Source organism: Alkanindiges hydrocarboniclasticus (assembly GCF_001982605.1).
Taxonomy (GTDB): domain Bacteria; phylum Pseudomonadota; class Gammaproteobacteria; order Pseudomonadales; family Moraxellaceae; genus Alkanindiges; species Alkanindiges hydrocarboniclasticus.
The window spans coordinates 90,257-108,616 of sequence record NZ_MLCN01000014.1 but is presented as its reverse complement, the minus strand read 5'-3'; the positions used below and the strand labels follow the sequence as shown (position 1 = coordinate 108,616).

General features: G+C 50.6%; 12 protein-coding genes. 5 read left to right on the top strand and 7 right to left on the bottom strand.

From position 1 onward, the window contains the following. Positions 1-17 precede the first annotated feature (17 nt). Positions 18-461 carry a hypothetical protein gene (locus tag BKE30_RS06470; RefSeq protein WP_076877781.1) on the top strand — a complete coding sequence of 148 codons (444 nt, stop codon included), beginning with the start codon at positions 18-20 and terminating at the stop codon, positions 459-461. Between the two features lie 60 nt (positions 462-521). Here BKE30_RS06470 and BKE30_RS06465 read toward each other — a convergent pair whose 3' ends face one another. Beyond that, complete coding sequence (locus BKE30_RS06465) at positions 522-1,145, bottom strand: TetR/AcrR family transcriptional regulator (RefSeq protein ID WP_076877780.1); 624 nt, start codon at positions 1,143-1,145, stop codon at positions 522-524. 156 nt (positions 1,146-1,301) lie between these two features. On the opposite strand from BKE30_RS06465, the gene BKE30_RS06460 reads away from it, so the two are divergent. Together BKE30_RS06460 and BKE30_RS06455 are read left to right on the top strand one after the other, a co-directional pair. Next, the gene (locus BKE30_RS06460) at positions 1,302-1,742 is read left to right on the top strand and encodes a hotdog fold domain-containing protein (protein ID WP_076877779.1); all 441 of its coding nucleotides are present in this window, start codon (positions 1,302-1,304) and stop codon (positions 1,740-1,742) included. 24 nt (positions 1,743-1,766) lie between these two features. Beyond that, entirely contained in the window at positions 1,767-2,240 is a 474-nt protein-coding gene (locus BKE30_RS06455; protein WP_076877778.1) for a hotdog fold domain-containing protein, read from the top strand. A gap of 103 nt (positions 2,241-2,343) precedes the next feature. Here BKE30_RS06455 and BKE30_RS06450 read toward each other — a convergent pair whose 3' ends face one another. Continuing rightward, positions 2,344-3,663 carry a hypothetical protein gene (locus BKE30_RS06450; RefSeq protein WP_076877777.1) on the bottom strand — a complete coding sequence of 440 codons (1,320 nt, stop codon included), beginning with the start codon at positions 3,661-3,663 and terminating at the stop codon, positions 2,344-2,346. A gap of 238 nt (positions 3,664-3,901) precedes the next feature. Between BKE30_RS06450 and BKE30_RS06445 the strand changes: the two genes are divergently transcribed. After that, complete coding sequence (locus BKE30_RS06445) at positions 3,902-5,023, top strand: flavodoxin family protein (RefSeq protein WP_076877776.1); 1,122 nt, start codon at positions 3,902-3,904, stop codon at positions 5,021-5,023. A gap of 161 nt (positions 5,024-5,184) precedes the next feature. Here BKE30_RS06445 and ilvD read toward each other — a convergent pair whose 3' ends face one another. After that, positions 5,185-6,867 carry a dihydroxy-acid dehydratase gene (ilvD, locus tag BKE30_RS06440; RefSeq protein WP_076877775.1) on the bottom strand — a complete coding sequence of 561 codons (1,683 nt, stop codon included), beginning with the start codon at positions 6,865-6,867 and terminating at the stop codon, positions 5,185-5,187. Between the two features lie 217 nt (positions 6,868-7,084). Between ilvD and BKE30_RS06435 the strand changes: the two genes are divergently transcribed. Then, the gene (locus BKE30_RS06435; RefSeq protein ID WP_076877774.1) at positions 7,085-7,585 is read left to right on the top strand and encodes a hypothetical protein; all 501 of its coding nucleotides are present in this window, start codon (positions 7,085-7,087) and stop codon (positions 7,583-7,585) included. Positions 7,586-7,791: 206 nt separating this feature from the next. Here BKE30_RS06435 and BKE30_RS06430 read toward each other — a convergent pair whose 3' ends face one another. The 4 genes from BKE30_RS06430 to BKE30_RS06415 form a co-directional block, all read right to left on the bottom strand. Next, positions 7,792-9,000 carry an OmpA family protein gene (locus tag BKE30_RS06430; protein WP_076877773.1) on the bottom strand — a complete coding sequence of 403 codons (1,209 nt, stop codon included), beginning with the start codon at positions 8,998-9,000 and terminating at the stop codon, positions 7,792-7,794. Further along, a complete protein-coding gene (locus tag BKE30_RS06425; protein ID WP_076877819.1) occupies positions 8,987-15,013 on the bottom strand; it encodes an SdrD B-like domain-containing protein in 6,027 nt (2,008 codons plus the stop codon). Before BKE30_RS06425 ends, BKE30_RS06430 begins: the two co-directional genes overlap by 14 nt. 97 nt (positions 15,014-15,110) lie before the next feature. Continuing rightward, on the bottom strand, positions 15,111-17,774 hold the full coding sequence (locus tag BKE30_RS06420; protein WP_076877772.1) for a beta strand repeat-containing protein: 2,664 nt from the start codon (positions 17,772-17,774) through the stop codon (positions 15,111-15,113). Positions 17,775-17,808: 34 nt separating this feature from the next. Next, entirely contained in the window at positions 17,809-18,273 is a 465-nt protein-coding gene (locus tag BKE30_RS06415) for a hypothetical protein (RefSeq protein WP_227518363.1), read from the bottom strand. Positions 18,274-18,360: the final 87 nt, after the last annotated feature.

The window sequence follows — 18,360 nt, the reverse complement described above, 5'->3', positions numbered from 1 at the left end:
AGATCAGGTTTCAGGTCATGCCAGGATTAATGGCTTTAGCAGGCTTGCTGGTAAGTTTAACCTTGGCAGCCTGTTCAGAAACATCTAATGAATCACCGGATGATGCAACAAACCCTCCCAAAATTGCTCAATCAGCGCAGCAACCTGATGGTGCCACAACCCCTGATATAACAGCACATGCCACAGCAGTAAACAACTCACCCAGCCATCAGGTTGATACCAGCTGTGCAAACTTGAAGCTACAAACCCTCAGCGGCTTTACCGATACTGAAATTGAAGAAAGCTGCCAGCCTGTCAGTAACTTTAAGCTCAAGCCGTTTAAATGCGCCGTGTCAGAAAATGCCTTCGGTGCCAATCTGGATGCCCTTAAGCTGGAAACAACCCAGTTGTCAGTTTATGCCTACCGCTCTTTAAAAGATTGTCAGCATGCTGTTGAAACTCGTAATGCCAATGGCTATTGATCAATTATTTTAAAAATACTGGAACCTGCACCTTTGATTTTCAACGGTTTTAAACTTAGGCTATTTGCATATTGCGCGCCACGCCGTTTCAGCCAGTTGCTGCCGATACACCTTTGGACTTTTGATGACCCGATCCGATAGCCATGCGCGGGAATAGTTCTCAGCAGGGCCAATAATCAGTGAAGGCAACAACTCGGCCGGCAAATCATTCTGCTCATTCTGTTCCTGCGTTTGCGACAACTGAGCAAATTGCAGGAACAGTTGCTTGTTCCTTGTTTTATTCCGCTCCACCAGCGTTTGCTGATGCGGGCCTCGCGCCACGGAAAAACGCGCAGCAAACTGAAACTTAGCCCATTCAGGATACTGATCCACCCAGTCCACATAACTATAAACCAGCGCATGCACCGCCTGCTGCATGGTGTGTGCATCTTCAAGATATTGCGCACGCAACTTTGCCTGATCCTCTAGTGCTGTAAAAAACAAGGCAGCAACCAACCCTTCCTTATTGCCAAAATGATGGTAAATCGCACCGATGCTGGTGTCGCAGGCAGCACGGATCATTTCAATGGTTGTCGCTTCAATGCCTTGTTCATTAAAGCAACATAGGGCTTGTTCCAAAATGATGCGTTTTAGCTCAGCTCTCCGTCCCGGATAGTGGCGCTCCAGAAGTTCCAATGTTTCCATTCTTATCACACATCAAAAAAATAATGATACGGCAAATATGAAGTCTACGCCAAATGCAAATCTCTTGACAGCTTGCCAAATACAGAATAATGTTCTAATAAAGAATATAATTCTGTATTTGCCAAAAGATGAATATTGCAGTTTTAAGGAACCCTCATGAATCAAGTGTTAGGCATGTTTAACAGTACCGGCCCTGAAGCATTTAGCAAAATGACCTGTCAAATGGCGCCCTACTTCAGCACCATTAATCCGTTGCTAACTGACCTGCGTGCAGGTTTTGCATCCGTTCAGGTGCCGTTTTGTCGCGAAATTACCAATCATTTAGGCACGGTGCATGCCATTGCATTATGCAATGCTGCCGAACTGGCTGCGGGCATGATGACCAATGTTTCCATTCCTGATGGTGCGCGCTGGATTCCCAAAGCCATGCAGGTAAATTATCTGGCCAAAGCCAAATCAGATGTCATTGCCGTGGCCGATGGTAGCCAGATTGACTTGAACAGCGCAGGCGATGTAGACGTTCCTGTCACCATTACCGATACCACAGGCCAAGAAGTATTTACTGCACGTATTACCATGAATATCCGCCATCACTAATGGGTATTTTTAAAGGAGAACATCATGAGTAAAGCAAACAGCACGTTAACGATATGGCGCAATCTGGCCTCCAAGCCGGGTGGCAAATGGACTTTTTCCCGTCTACTGTGTTTAAAGGCACCGTATTTTGGCAGTATCAGTCCCCAGTTTGAGGAATTACGGCCAGAATATTGCAGAATCAGCATGCCTAAACGCCGGGCAGTACTGAATCATCTGGGCACGGTACATGCCATTGCCATGTGCAATATGGCAGAACTGGCGGGCGGCACGATGACTGAAGTGACAGTGCCTGCGACCCACCGCTGGATTCCCAATGGAATGACGGTTGAATACCTCAAAAAAGCCAAAACAGACCTGATTGCAATCGCAACGCCTGCATCCGCCATAGACTGGTCTACAGCCGGTGAATATAAAGTCAATGTTGTGGTTCAGGACACGCAAGGTGAGGTGGTGTTTCGTGCCTTGATTACCATGTGGGTTTCGCCAAAAAAATCATAAACGACAAGCCCTGACTAATGCCCGTTAAAGCAATGGGTCAGGGTAAATTGAACAAATGAAAAGAAATTCTTGATATGTTAAAGCTGGTTTTTAGAAAATTAGGCTAGCTTTCTTCCAGCGCCTCAGCCAGCAGGCTTTCAATGCGCCAGACCCGATACAGGCTGTTAAACACCTGCCGTTGTTCGCCAATTTGTAACACCATGACTGGCAGGTCAGGCTGCTGGTAGGCATTACAGGCAAGCTGATTGCTATCAAGCCAGGCCTGGATTTCCGGCAAGTCTACAGGTAGCAACGTGGGTGATGCAGGCTCCAGTGCCATACTGGTTAAGCGTTGCACATGCGGCGCAAAGCTGGCATCCAGCCCCTTGCACCAGATGCACTTGAGCAAATCCAGCAGGATTTCACTGCGCTGTTCTTCATCCACCCGATATAAAATATGAGCCAGATTGAGTGTAGCCGCCTGCGTAGGCCGGCAAAATGGCGCAATGCCAACTTCGGTACGCCGCGACAAACGCGCAATCAAGCCCCAGTCAAACTCATCACGGCCCTGATACGGCAAGGGATGCACGTTTAAGCTGATATTGTAATAATCCACCAGTTCACGCTTGATATACGCCAGAATCAGCCAGCTTACCGGGTCTTCCAGCGCCAGATAAATATCCAGTTGGGCATGCAGCGCCTGCACTTCATTCAGGCTTTCCGGGTCATTGACCAGATGCTCGCCCCACTCAATGTGATTGATTAAAAAAATTGGTTCGTTATTGAGTAATTTTTGCTGTTTTAAGCGACGGGTTAGCCTTAAAAAATCATCGATGGCGCGGTAATGCCGTCCGCCAAATAGCAAAAAACCACTGGGAATGGCTTCATCCATAAAACGGATTGCCGGGGTATCATGGCTAGAGCTTTTGGCAGATATCGCGCTGGCCGGACGCCGCGTTGCCATATAGTGCAGGGTGTTCAGCTTGCCCTGCTGGTTTTGCCACAGCATGTGAAAAATATCCTGCAACAAATGCAGGTAATCCGTGCCGCGCAAGGGTGAGGTTTGCAAGATATCGGTGGCTTGCTGAATCAGGGCCGCACTGGGCAAACTGGTAGGTGCAGGGTTATTCACATCAAATACAAAGCGATGCTGCGCGGCCAGTGCAGCGGCATCGTCCAGCATATAACGCTGCCAGGCCTGTGCCGTTAAACCATTGGGCGGCGAGCTGGCCTGAGTACAAATGACAATTTTTAATGGCTTTAAGCGCGGAATCAGTAATTCTTCCAGCTGTGGCAACAACTGCACCAGCAAATAGCTATAGGCATCATCAAAACGCAGGTAAACCGTAATGCCATTGCGCGAAGACAGGTGACGCTGCCGGTAAGGCCGGTTAAAAAACCATCGGGAACGGATTGGATCTAACCACCTTCGCGCCAGCGACATGAATATTTCCTTAGGATTGCACAGCAGTTGTTAAGGGTTATCAATCTAGAATACTAATGGCAATGACGCAAGTTTAGCAGGTGAAAAACCGGGTTAAAAAATTTATTGTGCCACATCAGGGACACTGTTCAGCAAGATATATAGTGATTAACCACAACAATTCCTTACCGGGCATGGCTAGTAACTCAGCAGTTTTCAGTTTGTGATAGGCATAACCTGTTCAATTGATACGCTTATTATGTCGTCACCCGAAGCTTCTGCCAATTCCACCACCAAACCGCGCCGCGCCGCGCCGGTTCCCCGCACGGGACAAGGCGGCGGTCATCTGGATCGTGCGACATTTGGCCAGCGTTTTCGCCAGTCCTTTGCCGACCCACGCTTTGACCAAGCCAGTGCACAGATTGCCCAACTGGAAGAGATTGCCTGGCAAAACTATCAGGATGGCCGCAAAGCCCCGGTTACCCGTGCTGCCGGTGCTGGCTATGCCGACCCGGACTATGAAATTGCGGTGGAATGGCTGGACACCAAGGCCGCCATTGATACCGCCAAGCAAACCCAGCAGGATCAAAATACACCTAATCAGGTGCTGATTATCATTGCCAGCCATCGCAATGATGACACCTGCCCCGGTGAAGTCAGCAAAAGCTGGCGACTGGCCAATATTGCCAGACAAGAGCTTGAACGTGAGGGAACGGTATGTGATGTCATTGATTTAAGCCGCCTGACCTCTGAATATGGCCTGAACATTCACCCCTGCAAGGGTTGCGTGGCTACAGCCATGCCGTTATGCCATTTTCCCTGTAGCTGCTATCCCAATCACTCCCTCAACCAGACCGGCGACTGGATGAATGACATTTATATCAAACTGGCGGCGGCGCATGGCCTGCTGATTGTGACGCCCACCTACTGGTATCAGTCACCCGGTGCCCTTAAAAACCTGATGGATCGCTTGGTGTGTATTGATGGTGGCAATACTGACCCCAGCAGTACCCATGGCAAAAAAGCCATTAAAGCCAAACAAATTGAGCTGGACGGCTGGGATTATCCCAAGCACTTGCCAAATCGTGCCTATGCCGTGATGGTACATGGCGATGTGGCTGGCGTTGAGGCACAGCGTCGCAACCTGTGTGACCAACTGGACTGGATGGGCTTTATTGCCGCTGGCTTTAAGGGGCGGCTGGATCGCTATATTGGCTACTATGAATCCTATGCCGAAAGCCATGAAGCACTGGATCAGGATCAGGCAGTACAGGATGAAGCCGTAATGGTAGCGCAGGCCTTACAGGCTACCATTCGGCAATTGCGCCAAGGCATTGAGTTGCAGCCATCGCAACAGGTAGAGCTGGTACGGCCCAAATAGTCAGTATTTTTAGGGTTCTTCGATACCATTTTTTAGCTAAGGTGAATCCTGATCAATCGGATTTTTAAATCAAAAAATGCCCTGTCATATAACAAACCATGACAGGGCATTTTTTGATTGCCAATTTCAGTCAGCAAATTACAATCTTTTAGTCGAGGTATTTAATCAAGATTGATATCCGTTAATGCACCGGTAGATGCACTGGACACCAGACGCGCATATTTGGCCAGCACGCCGCGGGTATATTTAGGCGCCGGACGGGTCCAGTTGGCACGACGGGTCGCCAGTTCGGCGTCATCCACATGCAGGGTAATTTCACGGGTCTCTGCATCAATACTAATGCGGTCACCGGTGTTGACCAAACCAATCAGGCCACCTTCAAAGGCCTCTGGCGTCACGTGGCCCACCACAAAACCATGGCTACCACCGCTAAAACGGCCATCGGTAATCAGTGCCACCGACTGGCCCAGACCCTTGCCCATAATCGCTGAGGTTGGCTTGAGCATTTCGCGCATGCCAGGGCCGCCTTTAGGGCCTTCGCCGCGAATTACTACCACTTCACCGGCTTGGACTTCACCATTCAAGATACCCGCCATAGCCCCTTCTTCACCTTCAAACACACGGGCCGGGCCTTCAAAGCGCAAGCCTTCCTTACCGGTAATCTTGGCCACCGAGCCTTCTGAGGCCAGATTGCCTTTTAAAATCACCAAGTGAGAATCTTTTTTGATTGGTGCATCAAACGGCATAATAATTTGCTGATCCGCCGGATAATCCTGCACATTGGCCAGATTTTCGCCCAGTGTTTTACCCGTCACCGTCAGGCAGGAACCATCCAGCATGCCGGCATCCAGCATGCGCTTCATTAAAGGCTGAATTCCGCCAATGGCCACCAGCTCACTCATCATGTATTTACCGGATGGACGCACATCAGCCAGCATCGGGGTGTCCTTGCCAATACGTACAAAGTCGTCAAGGCTTAAGTCCACATCCACGGTACGCGCCATGGCAATCAAGTGCAGCACCGCATTGGTGGAACCGCCCAGCGCAATCACGACTTTAATGGAGTTTTCAAACGCAGCCTTGGTCATAATGTCGCTGGGTTTAATGTCCAGACGCAGCAGGTTGAGTACCGCTTCACCAGCACGGGTACAATCATCCTGTTTTTCCTGTGACACGGCATCCTGCGCGCTGGAACCCGGCAGGCTCATGCCCAGTGCTTCAATGGCAGATGCCATGGTGTTGGCGGTATACATGCCACCGCAGGAACCCGGCCCCGGAATGGCCACTTCTTCAATTTGCTTGACCTGAATTTCGTTTAGCTCGCCCTTGGCATGCTGGCCTACCGCTTCAAATACTGAAATGACATCGGTATGGCCCTTGCCCGGCTGAATGGAACCGCCATACACAAAAATGGACGGGCGGTTTAAGCGCGCCAAGCCCATGATGCAACCCGGCATGTTCTTGTCACAGCCACCAATGGCAACCAGTGCATCAAAGCCTTCACAACCGGCTACGGCTTCAATGGAATCGGCAATAATCTCGCGCGATACCATGGAATATTTCATGCCTTCGGTACCGTTGGCAATGCCGTCAGAAATGGTGATGGTATTAAAGATTACGCCCTTGCCACCGGCGGCATTCACACCGCTTTCGGCATCACGGGCCAAGCCGTCAATGTGCATGTTGCATGGCGTGACATTAGCCCAGGTGGATGCAATGCCCACTTGAGGTTTTTTAAAGTCTTCATCGGTAAAACCCACCGCGCGCAGCATGGCACGGGCTGGGGCGCACTCCACGCCATCGACCACCTGAGATGAATATTTGCGTAGATTGTCATTGCTCATGATGAAGTACTCCGACGGCTGGGCAAAAAGCCTTGGCTAAATAAAGAAAGCGCTCATTCTATAGTTGTCTGTATTTTTACGAAAGTCCTTAACACGGGAGATTGAAAAATTTATGAAACAAGCCCGAAAAAAACCGTCCACCCCCCTGTTTGGGTGATAGGAATTTTCTGGCAGCGCCGTACCATTTAACTCAACCCAACCGTTCAGGATGAACACAATGAACAAGTCTTTTTTGGCTGCCCTAATTGTTATGATAGCAGGCACAACCACAGCACATGCCGGACTGCTGGATACCCTAAGCAAGGTCAATCAGGCGGTTAATACTGTGCGTGGAAACAGCGCCAATGTTCCGGTAGCAACGCCTGCCCCGGCACAACTGGCTGCAGATCATTCCCAGCTGATGCAAAGCTATGCCGCACTGGATTGTGCCAGCTTACAGGTTATGGCAGGAACACTGGCACAGCAGTTACAGGCAGCCCCACAGGAAAATCAGGTGAGCAAAACCGCAGGCATGCTGGGCAAGGCCGGTGGACTGTTTGCCTCGGTAGGCGCATTGGCTGGTGTGGATGTTAAGGCCCTTCAGCAGGCAGGAGAAATGGCACAGCAGGCCAGTTCACTGGCTGCCACCACCTCTACAGCAACACCACAAGCTGCGGCTGCGCTCAACCAGCAACTGGCGGCATTGCAGGTAATTCAGCAAGCCAAGGCGTGCCAGTAATGACCATGCCAACGATAATCATGCCAGTAACATAGTAAAAGAAGATTCTAAAATTAAAAATTCAGGCACTTGGCAAAACAACAAAAAACGTGCCTGATGTTATTACTGATGATAATGCGATCAATCCCTAGACGACCAAACCACTCTATCTTGAGCAATCCTCTCTAACAAAACCTATCTCAAAGGCCTATAGCCAGCAGCCAGCACTACCGCTCAAGCTGTAAGTCGCTGGTTTGGCCGGTGGTCTTGATTTCCTGGCCATCCGGGCTGGCATAAACCAGTGCAACCCGGCGGCTTAAGGCATAGCCCTTGATTGCAACAGGGTCGGTAATCAACTGTTGCTCACCAGCAGCAACACTGGCCATACGGCTGGCAGCAACGCCCTGCTGAATTAAAAAGTTTTCAACTGTGCTTGCGCGGCGCTGGCTTAGGTCCTGATTATAGGCAGTGCTGCCACGGGCATCGGTATAGCCATAAAGAGTCAGTGAATAATTGCTGTTTTTGCCCAGCACAGTGGCAATATCGCCCAGCACCTGTTGTGAGGCTGGCGATAGCGTGGCACGATCCAGTGCAAAATGTACCACATTGGGTAAAACTTCCTGCGCTGTTGGCTCAGCCGCTGGCGCATCTGGGGTAGCGACTATAACCGGAGCTTCCGGTTGAGCCACCAACGCTGGTGCAATCAACGGCCATGGGCCAATCACCCCATGACAGCCTTTTTCTGTGCCATTTAACTGCTCAAGGCTGGGATAGCTGGCCTTGTTCCATACTGGTAAAGGCTGGGCAGCCAGTGATTGCGCTGTAGCATGACAATTGGCCACCTGATAATTCGCTTTGTCAATCAGGCGTTCGGCCGCTGCAAACAGCTCACGCGAATGCCGCCAGCCCAGCTCACAATGCTCGGCAGCGGCCCACACCAGCATCACTTCAGCCTGTGCGATTTCGGTGGGAGCGCAGTCAAACCCTGCTTGCTGCTTGAGCAATTCGGCATTGACCCATAAATCACGACGCATGACTTTGGATGCCTGAATCACTGGCGTGGTAGTAGAAACAGGCTGCTGTTGTTCCAACTGTTCAATGAGTTGTAATGCTTGCGCCTGTGCCTGCTGTTCAGCCGCCGTTAAGCTGCCTTCACTGTGCTGGTTAGCCGCATAGGTCAGCCACATTTGTGCTTTTTGCGCATGGTATTGGGTTAGCGCATCACTACTTTGCAAAAATGGCTCAACCCGCTGTTGCAGCACTGCCATACCATCTTGAGCCACTTGCTTTTGAGTGATACTGCTTTTAGCGACACTGTTTTGCCCTGTCTGGGCAACAGACGGATTTGCTATCGGCTGGCTCATGGCAGGCATGGCCAATGCCAAACCGCTGGTCATACAGGCCGTTAGTAGAACTTTCAACTTAGTGGCCTGCATCGTCTGGCTCCTGCGATTTATTGACACTGCTGTGGTCAAAGTTCAGCAGGTCTTCATCAAACTTGAAGCGGAACCGTAAATAAGGCCCCTGAATGGTGGTGCTGCTATCTGCCAGATCCTTGTCCTTGTAACCGGAGAAGTTATAACCGGCAGACAGCCACAAATTGGCGGCCAACAGGTAACCGACTTCACCACCCAGCAACAGGCGACGACCCTCGCTGGCATCGCTCCACAGCAGGCCGGCATTGATACCAGCATCCCAGCGTTCGCTGATGTCATACATGGCACGGCCACTCAGCAACTGGGTGGCACCCGTAGACTTGATGCCTTCAAAGTCTGCCTTGACATACTTGACTGCATACTGGGCGGACAGCGTGGTTTTGCGATTAGGATGGAAGTTGGCATGGTTGGACAAAATATACACGTTGCGCAGGTATGGGCTGTACAGGTTGGTTTCGTCATTTTCATAACGGTATTCCAGCTTGGTCAGCGCATCAAAGCGGTTCTGGTCAAAGTCACGGTAGGCCGCACCAATCTGGAAGCGGTCAATCACGCGGTCACCCGTGGTATCGCCCTTGTTGTCAATCTGACTAAACACGTTTTTGGTCAGCAGGGTGACATCATCGGTCAGCTTGTAAGCCAGACCCAGTGTATTGAGCAAGGTATCCGACTGATCTGCCCAGCGCATCTCTAAGCGCGCTACGCCTTTCCAGTCCGGGTTGGTCAGGTATTCCACGCCAACCGAGGCTGCCGTGCTGTCCAGTGACTGGTTGTCAGTACCGGCAATGGATTTGACTTTTTCTAAACTGGTATTGGCATAAATGCCCTTGGCCACTTGCCAGCGGTTACGTGTTCCAATGGCGGCTTCGGCTTCGCGCGCGCTAATGCCATCGCGTACCCGGTATTCACTAAATACCGAACCATCCTGACTGTAATTGCTGTCAATCCCTACCACAGTGGTGTTGCGGCGCTGGGTGTCGTTCAGTTCATACAGGCCATTGATGCTGGAAATAATTTCCTGACGTGCATACAAGCGGGCTTTTGGACTAATCTGGTAATTGCCACCCAAGGCAAAAATCCGGCGATCCGCATTGCTGATGTCCTGCTCGTATTCAATAAAGGCATTGGAGCCTTCCCACGGTAGCGCACTGTTCAGCTTGGCGCGTACTGTAGTGCCGTCATACGGAGTCACCTGCACGGTACTGGCACTGGCGGCGCTCACGGTTTCTTCGTAGTAACGCACACCCAGTTCCAGTGACATCAGGCGGTTTAAGGCACGTTCCACACTGGCGGAAATGCCCTGACGCACACCCTGATTGGCTTCATCTTCGGTCCGAATGGCTTCAAAACGGGTTAGGCCCAGTTTTTCCACCCGGGCCTGCGCCTTGATACCACTTTCCTTACGGCCCGCTGTAATCGGTGAAGCGGTATTATAAAAACCACGATCTGCCTGATTATGATAAGCCCGCAATTCAATATTATTAATGCTGTAATTCAGCTCAATCCGGCCTGCATTACCCGACTGCTCACCGGTTGCTGCCGTGCTGGCATTAATGTTTGATAAACTGTTGGCCGGATCAATGGTATTTTCACTGCGTGCCACTTCAGCCACCAGCTTGGCACGCTCGCTCAGCTTGATCACCGTATTGACACTGGCCAGTTGTTCGTCAGTCAGTGGGTCATCACTTTTAACGTAAGAACCACCCACTTGTACATTATTACCAAGCTTCACCGAGCCGGACACGCCACCCACGGTATATTCTTCACCGCCCTGATCGGCTTCAACAGTGATGCGCAGGTAAATCGGGTTTAAGTCGCTATCCACACTGGATACGGCTTCTTTTAAATAAATACTGTTGCTAAAGGTGTCAACTTCGTAGTCGGTAAAGCGTGCCAGTGTGCGCTGGGAGATGATCAGGCCCGGATTATTCCGGTCACGTACAATCACTTCCACTTTTTCACTGTTGCGCAGCACATCATCACTGCTGACCTGACCCAGTGAATAAGGACCGGTAATGCCCAAGCCACGCTGTTCATTAACAATCTGGGTGGCATTGGTTTGTGCCACAAAGCCGGTGATTTTGGCGCGATCGGTTTCAATATTAGTGCGCGCGCCAGTTAATGAACGGTTGTACTGGCCTAAGGACAAGCCTTCATCGTTGTCGGTACGGGTGACATAATCACCATACATGGCGTAAGAGCGGCCCTTGTCAACCCGCACATATAGCTTGCTGGTGGACTGCGCATCAAATCCCTTGGCCGCCGCATCGCCATACACCGGATAATATTCATCGGGACGGATATCGCGGAACAGGCGCTGGTTTTTGTCCTTGTCGGAATCATAGGCCAGCGTCAGCAGGTACTCGCCCTTAACCTTGCCCTTTAAAAATAAAGCCGCGCGGCCAGTCGCGTTGGTTTTACCGCCATTGCTGGAGGCCAGATCATTCAGCTCTTCTTCAAAGCCATCGTTACGGTTAACCTGACTTAACTGCTTGGGATCAAATTTCTGGAAGGAAATTGCCCCTTCAACAATACCGACTGCAATCATGGGACGCAGCGCAGGCAAAAAGCGCACTGGCAGGTTGGCATTGTAAATGCCACTGGTGACATTCAGGGTGCCTTCGCCAGCTTCACTGGGTGCAGTAATCGGCACCAGCAGCGTTCCGCCTTCCACAAACACCTGAATGCCGGACTGGGTGGCATCAAGGTCTTTAAGCCCAATATGGCCAATGGTGCTTTGCAGCGTAATCGGCGTGCGGCTGGCCACCATGGTGCCATGGTGATCGACAATTTTCAGCACGGCACTGAACACATCAGAACCGTTGGCCTGCGCTTCCTGCTTGGGCGCGCTCAAGGCCAGCTTGCTCATTTGATCCGGTGCAATCACCTGAATCTTTTGCTGTTCCCGCAGGTTGCCCATGCTATCGAGCTGGCGCACTTCAATCTGGTTTTTGCCCGGCTTAAGGTCCACGCCGATATAGTCAAAACCGGCAATCTGGAAATCCGGCAGAATGGCTTTTTTGCCAATGCGCTTGTCATCAATTTGCTGGCCATTGACCCACAGTTCAATAACTGCACCCGCCACGCCTTTCACCTGAATGGTGGTTTGCGCATATGGCAGGGTCTGGCCGTCGTTTAAGTTTAAAATGGCCAGCTGGTTGCTGTTGGCTTCAGCCAGTGCCTGCTCCATGTCCAGCAACACCGGTGCCTTGACTGGTTCAATCTGTACGGCACGCAATTCTTTAATCTGGTCTTTGGACAGTTCAATATTACAGTTGGCAGTGACGCCCTGCGCACTGATACAGCCACTGGCCGGCTGGCTGCGCACATCGCCCACGCTATAACGCAGCGGGTCTAATGACAGGTCGGCACGCAGTACCTGTTCCAGATTGAGGTTTTGTTGTTCAATTTTTTCCTTGCGCTTGTCAACCTGTTCAACCAGCGGCTGGGTACAGGTGCCTGCACCATCGGCAATGGCAAAATCGGCACGATGCAACTCGCCACGCTTCAGGTCAACAAAACGGCTTCCGGCATCACCGGCATTGCGGTTGCCCAGCAATACCATTTCAGCATTACCCGGCAGGGTACTGCGATCCAGCTTGAGTACGTGGGTTTTGGCACTTACCCCGTAAAAGTCATACTTGCCTTCACGGTCGGTGACGACATAGCTGCCATCTTCCATAAACAGGCGAATGCCGGGAACACCACGCTCGCCCGCATCCTGCATGCCATTACGGTTACAGTCCATAAAGACCTTGCCGACAATAAAGGCATCTGACATCAGCACGCCGGGGGTGACTTCAATCTTGGCCGAGGCTTCGTTGGACTCCACGCCGCTGGCATCACGGGCGCGCACGCGGTTAATGCCATCGCCATTCAAGGCATTGGGGCCAATCTGCACGCGGTACTGGATTTTAACTTCTTTATTGGCATCCAGATTACCCAGACCCAGCGTCAAATACGGGCCTTTGCCACCTAGCGGATCGTTAACTTTAACCCCGTTTACCCGTGCCGTACCTGCCACATAAATAAAGCCGCGTGGCAGGGTATCCTTAATGGATACCTCCTGCGCTACCGTTTCACCACGGTTGGCCACGGTCACGGTATATTCTTCAAAGTCACCCAGTTCTGCGGTGGTGTGCGTGGCAACTTTTTTCACAAACAGCGGTGAGGTTGGGCTGGACAGTACCGGATCAACCGGAATGTCAATATTAAGCGCTGGATCGCCATTATTCAGGGCAAAGTTGCCGCCATACGACCACTGCGGATGTATGGCCTTGTCGCTGGAAAAACTCGGATAAACGGCTTTGTCGCTAACAAAGGTATATTTGGTTGAACCGGGAATGGTTGAAGTGTCTACTTGCAGGCTATAAGTGCCGGCAATCACCTGCGGGTAAACAAATTCGCCCAGTTCATTGGTCAGCTGGGTAGCTGGAATTGGAATGAGTTCGCCAGTTTGCGCATTGACATTAAAGGCCACATTATTGCCAACCGGATTGCCACTGGCATCCATTAGCGTCACCTTGGCACCCACCACTGGCTTGCCAGTTTTGGCGTCAAATACAATGCCATAAGGGTCAATCAATACACTGGTATTGACGTCATCAATGCTAGCCGTTGCGTTACCGCTAGCATCCAGACAGTTCACCAGACTAACCAGCACCTTGTCCCGCTTGACTGTTTGCAGAATCTGGTCATTCGGATTGGCCGTGGTGCTTTCAACCGTAGCCAGCTGGTAGTGAAACAGGCCACTATTTGGCGCGGTTTCTACCCCAACCACTTCAACCACATCACCAGTGATTGTGGATTTGATACGGATTTTAACCTGATCACTTACGGTACGGCTGGCATTGCACACCGCACTGTCAGCAGAAATATACAAGGGTTTGTTCAGGCTGCCCGTCGCCAGAATACGGTTGTAGTTGCCAGTATTGTTGGTAATTGCAGACTTGCCGGACACTACCGTTTTGGCAATGTTGGACAGGGTGGTTTTTTCACCGCTGGCCAGCTGGTATTTAACCTGAAACTGGTTGTTTAAGGTGGTGCTGGCAATGTTGGTGTTCATGGTCACGCTAAGCTGTACCCGCTCAACGCTGTGCGCTTCAATTGCCGGGTACACCACAATCACATCATTAATGCTGTTTAGGTCAGCCGGCTGCTGGCGTGTATAAGTATTATCACCAGTTTTAAATAAAATCAGCGCTTTGGGATTGCTGCTTTGGGCAGTTTTATAAATGGTATTGGCTGGCAGTGAATCAATCAGCATCACCAGGTCCTGTGCCTGCCCGTCAACAAAAACCCGGGTAGGGCGAATGGCCTGTGAGCCTTTGTTTTCCAGCGTCAGGGTATAGTTCAGGTCATAGCTTTTGCCACTGCCGGGGCTAAAGGTTTCCTGATCAACGCTTTTGCTGGCATACAGTTCCGGCACATACGCCACCAGACTGTCTGTTGCAGTTGCAGTGACATTGCTGTCTTCAACCACCACGGCCTTAATAGGCAGCTTTAATTGCTGTTTGTCCTGTAAGCTGGCCGATGCCGTAGCAACCACCCACAGATTAATGGATTGCAGACGGTCAAGTACAATGGAACCGCTAAGGACTTCATCACTGGCGTCAAATTCGCCATTCTTGTTTTTATCAACATAAATCTTGATATTGCTTAAGCCATTGGCTGCCAGTTTTTCAATATTGATGCTGGCTTGGGTGTTGCTGGTATTGGTTAGGGTGTTGAGCCATACCACACGGGCACCGGCCTCTATTTCCTGAACAGGCGGCTGGCTTAGTGAAATGGCAAACAGTGCAGCAACATCAACCTGCACAGTATTGGACTGGGTTTGAACCGAAGTCCCTTCGGGAGAAATATAAGTAGCATATGCTGTATTCTTGATTCCTACGCCAGCCGCCGGAATAACAGGCGTGACAGCATAACCCTGCTGCGCCATTAAAACCGAAGCCGTGAGAGTAGACAGCAAGAATGTCGCTTGGTATGCGTTATTTTTCGTATGTCGCAACACAGCAATATACCTTTTTAAGTCGCCAGACAGAATTGCAGGCACCATTTTTTAATGATGCCTGCAATCACAATTACTTCAAGTAATCAATAAAAATCAATTACTTGTTAACCTGTACAGCAAACTTCAGACGCGCAGATGCAGCAGGTGCCAGTGAACCAACACTGTTGCTGACGTTGCCTGTAGAACCCGCTGTGGTTGCGCCACCAATGGTACCGATGGTTGCGTCATTGGTTGGTGCAGGGTTAGCTGCCAGTGTGGTGTAAACCGGTACCGAGTCATTGATGACCAGATTGGTTACGCCAACACTACCGTCGTTGGTTGCAGTGATGCGATAAATCACACACTCACCCGGCTTGGCATTGATGGTGCTGGTGGTATAAGACGCATCTTCTGTACCGTCACAGTCAGCATCACGCGCCTGCTCTTTTAACAGACGGGCCTGACCATCGTTTACGGTGGTGGTGTCAGTTACTTTCAGGGCAGTCGGTGCAGCTTCGCCATTAATGGCACCTGTTGGGGTAACAGTAATCACAGCAACGTCTTGCTGACCATCAGTTGCGCTGGCAGGAGATTCAACCTTAGCCAACAGGGTGATGGTTTGGCCTGGGATCAAACCGGCTGGCAATACGCTATGAATATCACCACCAACGATTTGCTCATTGGACTGTGCAATACCGTCATTGTTCAGGTCGATGAACAAGGTGGTGTTAGTGCCTGCCAGTGTATTGTTTACCGCAACTGGTAATTCACCAGCAGCATCACCTTCAGTCACGTTACCAGTGTTTTTCAGGGTATGGGTATAAACCACAGTACCGCCTGGCGCTACCTGACCATTACGGTCTGGGGTAAATACAAAGCTGCGGTTTTCGTCAACAATTACGCGGTCTTTCAAGCTATCGCTTAGGCCGGTCGCTGGAGAATTCACCACAAACACCAGATCGGTATTACCTGGCAGCGCATTGGCTGGCGGGGTAACAACCGCACAGATCTTGTTGGTTGCACCAGCAGCAATTGTACCGGTATTGGTAATCACGGTATTAGAGCATGCACCAGTGGTGTCATCAGCTTCATAGAAAGTCACTGTCCAGCCTGATGGCAGGGTGGCAGGATCAACAGACAGGTTGAAGTTGTCCGGGCTGGTACCGTCGTTGGTAATAGCCAGTTGCAGGGTAGCAGGCTGACCCGCTTCTATAGTTGCAGTTTGTACAATGGTGTTGGAATCATACGGGCCATCACCATCAACAGCCTGAGTGCTGCCGTTTTTGGTCAGGTCAACGGTAGAAGCCGTTACAGTCACATTTAAAAGGGTGGTATCGTTTGCAGCAATTGCGGTGTTGTTTACCGGATCTGCAGTTACGGTTACGCTGCCATTGCCACTGTAAGTACTTGGACCAGTTACTTTAACCACAACCAGTTGGCTGGTAGCTGGTGCCAGAGGACCAGAATCAACCGTGGTGTCGCTATTGGTGTCTGTTAACGGGGTTACACCGTCAGCCTTGAAGAACTGAACAATCGTACCCGCTGGCAAGCCAGCAGTAATCGCAGTCAGGTTATAGCTTTCAGTGCTGTTACCACGGTTCCATACATAAGTATTGAACGTTGCAGTCTGGCCCTGTGCAATGGTCAGTGACTGTGTATCAGTCAAGGTACCGGTACGGCCAGCATCGTTATAGTTGTCGGTTGACGAATCGTTGATTGCACCCAGATAAGTGGCTGCTACAGTTACCTTGCTCGGGTTGGACGGCGTGGTTTCTGTATCATTGGTGACTGGGTTGCCATCTGGATCATAGCTGGCATTTGCCACGTTAATGATGTCGCCTGCTGGTGCAGTGGTATCAACTGTTGCCTTGAACTTCAGAGTACCGGTGGTGTTTGGCGCAACACTGGCAATCTTGAAGGTTAAGCGGCCAGCCTGAGTAACACCAAAATCATAGTTGTCATCAGTGGCGCTGGCATCGGTCAGACCCGTTGCTGAACCACTCCATACGGCACTGCTACCAGTATAGGTCAGGTTTGCTGGAATCACATCAGTAACGATAACGTCAGTTGCTGTGGTGTTACCGGTGTTTTTATACGTTAAGGTATATTCAACCGTGTCACCAACCTGTACGGCAGAAACGCTGGCAGACTTGGTCAGCACAATCGTTGCATTACTGGTGACGTTAACCGTATCAGTGTTGGTTTTGGTCTGGTCAGCTGCTGCTGTACCACTAACGCTGGTGGTTGCGCTAATAGTCAACTGGCCTTGTTGCAGGGCAGTTGCAGTTGAAGGCGTGGTGGTGACCACAACCAGATTAATTGACTCACCTGCATTCAGGGCAACCGTTTGGCCGCTCAGGTTATTGGTGTTATCAGGAACACCATCACCGTTTTTGTCAGCATAAACTTTAATGCTGGCAAAGTCGAAATCATCGCCAGCATTAACGTTTGCGGTGTTAATGGTGAAGGTGTCAGAACCATTACCCGTGTTGGTCAGGGTATGAACCAGTGATACCTGGCCATTCGGGTTAGCCGTGGTAGAACGGTCCGCTTCCAGTGTAAAGCTGGCGACCTGAATAACAGTCGTCTTGACTTCGTTGGACGTTACAGTCTGGCTACGACCAGCACCATCGGTATACGATGCACTGGCAATGTTACTAATGTTGGTTCCTGCTGCTGGTGCTGCAGCGTGTGCTGCAGGTACAAGCGCCAGACCCCCGACAACGACTGCAATGGACGCAGCCAGTTGATTTAAGCGCGGTAGTGTGATGTGCTTTGACATCTTGTTGCCCCTAGTTGTTTGTTAGACGGGTAAATTACTGGCCAACGGCACGAATAGTGCTATTGACGCGAGTTTGAGCTGTCACAGTGATGGATTTTCCAGCAGGAAGTTCAGCAATGGTCCAGCGTAATGCACGATACTCTTGCAATGGTACATTTACGGTTTGCGAGCCGGTTTTGCGTTTTAATGGCATCGCTGCAAAATTCACCCCGTCAGTGCTGGCTTGAGCCTGCGCAGGTGAAGATTTTGCTAAAAACTGGGTATCCGCAGGGATAGGCAAGGTCGCAACCAGACCTTTAATGGTTTTTGCCGTATTGTTGGTATAGGTTGCCCGGTACTCAATAATGTCATTTGGCTTGGCTTGCTTAACCGGCTTGGCAGATGTTTCGCCTTTCTGGTTGATGGTCATCTGGTAAGCAGACAACTCAATAGAAACCGGTGGCTTGGCGGCTGGTGCTTCTGCCTGTGCAATGCCAGACATGAATGCGATTGCTGCCATTGTTGTTGCAATGTAACTCAATGCACGCATAATTACTCCCAAGGCTAAGCATCACGATAACGAAAACTCTTGTTACCTCAGGAACCT

Bases quoted from the DNA above. Each gene is read 5' to 3' on its own strand.
- BKE30_RS06470 (WP_076877781.1), top strand. From the start codon at position 18: ATGCCAGGATTAATGGCTTTAGCAGGCTTGCTGGTAAGTTTAACCTTG.
- BKE30_RS06465 (WP_076877780.1), bottom strand. From the start codon at position 1,145: ATGGAAACATTGGAACTTCTGGAGCGCCACTATCCGGGACGGAGAGCT.
- BKE30_RS06460 (WP_076877779.1), top strand. From the start codon at position 1,302: ATGAATCAAGTGTTAGGCATGTTTAACAGTACCGGCCCTGAAGCATTT.
- BKE30_RS06455 (WP_076877778.1), top strand. From the start codon at position 1,767: ATGAGTAAAGCAAACAGCACGTTAACGATATGGCGCAATCTGGCCTCC.
- BKE30_RS06450 (WP_076877777.1), bottom strand. From the start codon at position 3,663: ATGTCGCTGGCGCGAAGGTGGTTAGATCCAATCCGTTCCCGATGGTTT.
- BKE30_RS06445 (WP_076877776.1), top strand. From the start codon at position 3,902: ATGTCGTCACCCGAAGCTTCTGCCAATTCCACCACCAAACCGCGCCGC.
- ilvD (WP_076877775.1), bottom strand. From the start codon at position 6,867: ATGAGCAATGACAATCTACGCAAATATTCATCTCAGGTGGTCGATGGC.
- BKE30_RS06435 (WP_076877774.1), top strand. From the start codon at position 7,085: ATGAACAAGTCTTTTTTGGCTGCCCTAATTGTTATGATAGCAGGCACA.
- BKE30_RS06430 (WP_076877773.1), bottom strand. From the start codon at position 9,000: ATGCAGGCCACTAAGTTGAAAGTTCTACTAACGGCCTGTATGACCAGC.
- BKE30_RS06420 (WP_076877772.1), bottom strand. From the start codon at position 17,774: ATGTCAAAGCACATCACACTACCGCGCTTAAATCAACTGGCTGCGTCC.
- BKE30_RS06415 (WP_227518363.1), bottom strand. From the start codon at position 18,273: ATGGCAGCAATCGCATTCATGTCTGGCATTGCACAGGCAGAAGCACCA.